The sequence below is a fragment of the Actinophytocola sp. genome (assembly GCF_036555685.1).
Lineage (GTDB): Bacteria > Actinomycetota > Actinomycetes > Mycobacteriales > Pseudonocardiaceae > Actinophytocola.
Map to the genome: position 1 here is coordinate 1 of NZ_DATBKY010000023.1, position 4,609 is coordinate 4,609.

Consider the following 4,609-nt stretch of genomic DNA (forward strand, 5'->3'; position numbering starts at 1 on the left):
GTCGTAGTACCGCCGCACATCATCAGGCAGATCATCCGCCTCAATAAACGGATAACCCTCCACATTCTCCTTGATATACGCAGCAAGCAGATGCTCCTTCGTATCCGCATCAACAAACGGATCATCAAGAAGAGTCTGGACCTCGTCCCACGACCTGCTCATCGGCTACTACCCCTAACCTGCGTCGCATTCCCCGATCCGCCGAGCAGGCGAACCACCACACACCCGACCATGCCGTCCCGGTCCACGGCGGTCGCCACGGCCAGCTGCTCGCGCTCACCCTCGCGGAGCGCGAGCAGCGCGGCCAGCTGGAACGCGCCGGTCGCCGCGCCGGTGTCGCCGATCAGCTTCGCCGGTACGACCACCCGCTCGACCTCCCGTCCCAGCACCTGCTCGACGGCTTCCTGCTCGAGCGTGGCCGTCGCCGGGTCCGGGCCGGACAGCGCCACCCCCCAAACATCGCGCGACGCCACACCGGCCAGGACCCGGCGCAGACACCCGACCAGCACCTCGCGTGGCTCCCCCTCGAGCGCCAACCGCGTGTCCAACGCTACGACCTCCGCGAGCGCCGATCGGTTCCATCCGGACGGTTGGAGGAAGAGAATCGCGCAGCCCTCGCCGAGCCGCGTGGCGTTGCCCGACCGGCGTTCCAGCAGCGTACGGGCCCCGCCGTACTCCTCGGCGGCGCCCGCGAACACCCCGCTCGCCCGGCCGGTCCGCAGCAGCCGGTCCGCGTAGCGCAGCGTGGCGATGCCGGACAGCCGGCCCGCGGCGAGCGTCGTGTTAGGACCGGTCAGCCCGTGCCAGCTCGCGCACTGCGCGGCCGCGGAGTTCATCAACGCGAACGGCATCTGCGCCGGGTTGACGAAGTACGGCTTGCGACGGGTCAGCGAGTCGGCGGTGAACGCGAACTGGGTCTGCGTGCTGCCGCTCGAGGTGCCGAGCACTATCCCGGTGCGCTCGTCGACCGCGACGACGCCCGCGTCGTCCTTGTGCAGCCGCCCGACCGTGCTCACGGCCAGCGCCGTGGTGCGGTCCATCGAGCTGGTTCCCTTGCGCCCCAGGCGATCCTCGATGTCGAAGCCGCGGACGGCGTGCGCGGTGTCGGGCTCGGGGAACCAGTCGTCGGAGTGCGCGACGACCGGGGCGGGCACGCCGGCCCGCATGCCGTCGGCGAACGCGGCACGGCCGTCGCCGAACGGCGAGGTCGCCGACCAGGCGGAGATCACCGTGGCCATGACCTAGTTCCGTCCGAACAGCACGACGGAGTTGTTGCCACCGAAGGCAAGTGCGTTGTTCTGCACGACGTTCAGCGTGGCCGGCACGGACTCGTTCGGCACGCAGTCGACGCCGCACTCCGGGTCGGTCGTCGTGTGGTTGATCGTCGGCGGGATGAAGCCCTCGGCGATCGCGAGCGAGCAGGCGATGGCCGACAGCGCGCTCGCCGCGCCCATCGTGTGACCCAGCATGGACTTCACCGACACGGTCCGCGGCGCGGCGGGGCCGAACACGTCGTGGATGGCGCCGCACTCGGTGACGTCGTTGGCCTTCGTTCCGGTGCCGTGCGCGCAGATCAGGTCGACGTCGCCGGGCGCCACGCCCGCATTGTCAAGCGCGAGCCGCATGCAGCGGCCGACCGAGTCGCGGTCCGGCGCCACGGGATGGCCGGCGTCGCAGTTGAGCCCGTAGCCGAGGATCTCGGCGTAGACGCGGGCGCCACGCGCGACGGCCGACTCCAGCGGCTCGAGGACGAGCACGCCGGCGCCCTCGCCGGTGAGGATGCCGCCACGGGCCACGTCGAACGGGCGGCAGGCCACCGGATCGACCGCGCCGAGCCGGTAGAAGCCGGTAAACGTCATGCGGCACATGGCATCGGCGCCGCCGCACAGCGCGACGTCCACGTCGCCGGCGGCCACCGCGTCGAAGCCGTCGCCGATCGCGTAGTTGCCCGCCGCACACGCGGTCGCGACCGTCGACACCTCCACATTGGACAGGCAGAGCTCGCGGGCGACGCCGACGGACAGCAGTGCGGCCGGGACGCGGGCGGCCTCGGCCGCGGGCACCTCGCTGCCGCGCACGATCGCCTCGGCGATCCGCTCGCCGCGGTCCGAGCCGCCGTCGGTGGTGCCGATCGACACCATGGTTCGCGCGCCGGCCGGGTCGAGATCGGCGTCGCGCACGGCCATCTTCGCCGCGGCCACCGCGAACTGGGCCGCGCGCGGCAGGGTCTCCGGCCGGTCGAGCCACCGCGCCGGCTCGAACCCGGTGACCTCGCAGCCGACATCGTGCGCGAAGCCCTCGGTGTCGAACACGCGGATCGGGCGGGCGCCACTGCGACCCTCGCGCAGGCCGCGGGAGAACTCGGCGGCGCCGGTGCCGATGCTCGACACGACGCCGAGCCCCGTCACCGCGACCCGGTGCATCAGGAGTCCAGGGCCGCGCTCAGCACGCCGTAGACACCGTCCAAATCGACCAGTTTCTCGAACTCGGCCGGGTCGACCTCGACGTCGAACTCGATCTCCAGGTTGGCCAGCAGCTCGATGAGCTTCATCGAGTCCGCGCCGAGGTCGTCGACGAAGTGGGCGGTCGGGCCGACCTGGTCCTCGTCGACCTCCAGCACCCGGCAGACCACGGTCTTGATCTCCGCGGCCCGCTCGACGACGGCGGCGTGCATCACTGGCTCCGCATCCACGTGGACTGGTTGGAGAAGTCGTCGTCGTCGTCGAACTCCGTGCGCGCGTGGGCGGGACGGCGCGGCTGGCGCGCCGCGGGCGCCTCGGGCGCGGGCGGGGCCGGCCGCTCGGGCTCGATGTCCTCGTCCTCGAACGCGCCGATGCCGCCGGGCGGCGGGTCGGCCTGCGGCCGCGGCGCCGGGCGGTACGCGAACGCGTCGCGCTCCTCCTCGCCGCCGAAGCCCATGATGTAGTCCTTGTCCCGTTCGGTCTTCTCGGTCGCCCAGCCACCGGCCTGGCGGCGCCGCCGGCCGAGCTCACCCAGATGCTTCGCGACCTGCTCGGCGACCGGCCCCTGCTTCAGCAGGCTGTCGCGCGCCCGCTCGCGGGTGGCCTTGCCGTTGCGGGCACGCAGTGCGCGGCGCTCGGACATCTCGCGGCGGACCTGGTCCATCCGCGCACGGGCCTTCGCGGCCTTGTCGTGAGCACTCATCGGGTCCCCTTCATCGTGCTAGCGCCCCTCGCCGAACGCGCCGCGCAGCTGGGCGTCGACCTCATCGTCGAACAGGTCGCCGGTGGTCCGCCACTGGGCGCCGGTGTTGCGGTCCTGGTCGCCCGAGGCGCCACCGCCGGCGCCGCCCATCATGGGCATCCCGGCCATCGCGCCGCCGGCCTGCTGGCCGCCGCCGTGCTGGCCACCGGCTCCGTGACCGCCTCCGTGGCCGCCGTGGTCGCCCTCGCCCGCGGTCGCGAGGCCGGCCTCACCCGGGTCGTGGGACGGCGTGGCCATGTACTGGCCGTGGTCCGGGGCGCCGAACATGCCGGCCTGACCCGCCGCGCCGCCGTCCGTGTGGCTGAAGAATCCGCCCCCGTCGCCGGCCAGGCTGGCCTGGGCGCTCGTCGCGGCGTACGACCTGTCCGGGTCCGGCATCGCGCCGTCGACCTGGTCGTTCAGCCCGTCGTACATGACCTGCGCCGCCGACGGCCGGCCCGGCGTGCCTTGCGGCGAGGCACTCGGGCCGTCGTCGGCGGAGTAGTCGAGGTCGTAGGTGGTCGGCTTGCCGGTGCCGTCGTCGACGGTGACCGTGACGGTGTCCGGCGCGCCCTCGGGCCGCTCGGCGGTGATCGTGAGGTCGCCGTCGTGGATGACGCACTTGCCGTCGGCGCCCGGCTGGATCGGCCCGTCCGGCTGGGGCGCGTGACCCTGCGCCGCATCGCTCGCTTCGCTGCCCGCGGGCCCGAAGGTCTGCGGCTGGTCGTGCGTGCCGGTGGACGACGTGCCCTCGCCGAAGTCGAGGGTGTAGGTCTTCGGGTGGCCGCTGCCGTCGTCGACGGTGACCTTGACCTGGCCCTGCCCGTCCGGGCTGGTGACCGAGATCGACCGGTCGCCGTCGTCGATGGTGACGGTCTCCTCCTGGCCCGGCGTCGTGGGCGACATGCCAGGCGGGACGTCGCCCGGGTCCTGGCCGGTCGGATCCTGGCCCGTCGGATCCTGGCCGGTCGGCGTGTGGCCGGGCGTGTGACCAGGTGTGTGGCCCGGGTCCTGGCCCGTGGGGTCCTGGCTCGTCGGATCCGTGGGATCCACGCTGGACGGGGTGGTCTGGCCGGGAGTCGGCACGTCCGGAGTAGACGGAGTGGACGGTGTGGTCGGCGCCGGCGTGTCCGTTCCCTCCGGCACCGGCGGCACGGACGTCGACGGCGGGGTGCTCACCGGCGGCGGAGTGCTCGAGGTCGGCGGCGGCGTGCTCACCGGCGGTGGCGTGGAGGTCGTCGGCGGTGGCGTGGTCGACGTGGGGGGCGGGGTGGTGGTGCCGGGCGGCGGGGTCATGCCCGGCGGGGTCGCGCCCGCGGCCTGGAACTCGTTGTCATACTCCCCGAGATAGCCGTTCAACTCCTCGTAATACGAGTTCACCGCCTCCAACGTGTCCCTACACGTC

6 protein-coding genes are annotated in these 4,609 nt (G+C 72.9%); 1 reads left to right on the forward strand and 5 read right to left on the reverse strand.

Going from position 1 to position 4,609, the window contains the following annotated elements; genetic code table 11:
- Window positions 1-158 precede the first annotated feature (158 nt).
- Genes VH969_RS02320 through VH969_RS02340 form a run of 5 tightly spaced genes read right to left on the reverse strand, consistent with a single transcriptional unit; the run spans window position 159 to window position 4,257 of the window.
- Window positions 159-1,238 carry a beta-ketoacyl synthase N-terminal-like domain-containing protein gene (locus tag VH969_RS02320; RefSeq protein ID WP_331969541.1) on the reverse strand — a complete coding sequence of 360 codons (1,080 nt, stop codon included), beginning with the start codon at window positions 1,236-1,238 and terminating at the stop codon, window positions 159-161.
- 3 nt (window positions 1,239-1,241) lie between these two features.
- Complete coding sequence (locus VH969_RS02325; RefSeq protein WP_331969544.1) at window positions 1,242-2,423, reverse strand: beta-ketoacyl-[acyl-carrier-protein] synthase family protein; 1,182 nt, start codon at window positions 2,421-2,423, stop codon at window positions 1,242-1,244.
- Window positions 2,423-2,674 (reverse strand): acyl carrier protein, encoded by a 252-nt coding sequence (locus VH969_RS02330; RefSeq protein WP_331969547.1) that lies wholly within the window; start codon window positions 2,672-2,674, stop codon window positions 2,423-2,425. Before VH969_RS02330 ends, VH969_RS02325 begins: the two co-directional genes overlap by 1 nt.
- On the reverse strand, window positions 2,674-3,165 hold the full coding sequence (locus tag VH969_RS02335) for a hypothetical protein (RefSeq protein ID WP_331969550.1): 492 nt from the start codon (window positions 3,163-3,165) through the stop codon (window positions 2,674-2,676). Before VH969_RS02335 ends, VH969_RS02330 begins: the two co-directional genes overlap by 1 nt.
- Before the next feature lie 18 nt (window positions 3,166-3,183).
- Window positions 3,184-4,257, reverse strand: a complete 1,074-nt coding sequence (locus VH969_RS02340; protein WP_331969552.1) for a hypothetical protein — start codon at window positions 4,255-4,257, stop codon at window positions 3,184-3,186.
- Between VH969_RS02340 and VH969_RS02345 the strand changes: the two genes are divergently transcribed.
- The gene (locus VH969_RS02345) at window positions 4,247-4,555 is read left to right on the forward strand and encodes a hypothetical protein (RefSeq protein ID WP_331969554.1); all 309 of its coding nucleotides are present in this window, start codon (window positions 4,247-4,249) and stop codon (window positions 4,553-4,555) included. The two genes, VH969_RS02340 and VH969_RS02345, sit on opposite strands and share 11 nt — an antisense overlap.
- Window positions 4,556-4,609: the final 54 nt, after the last annotated feature.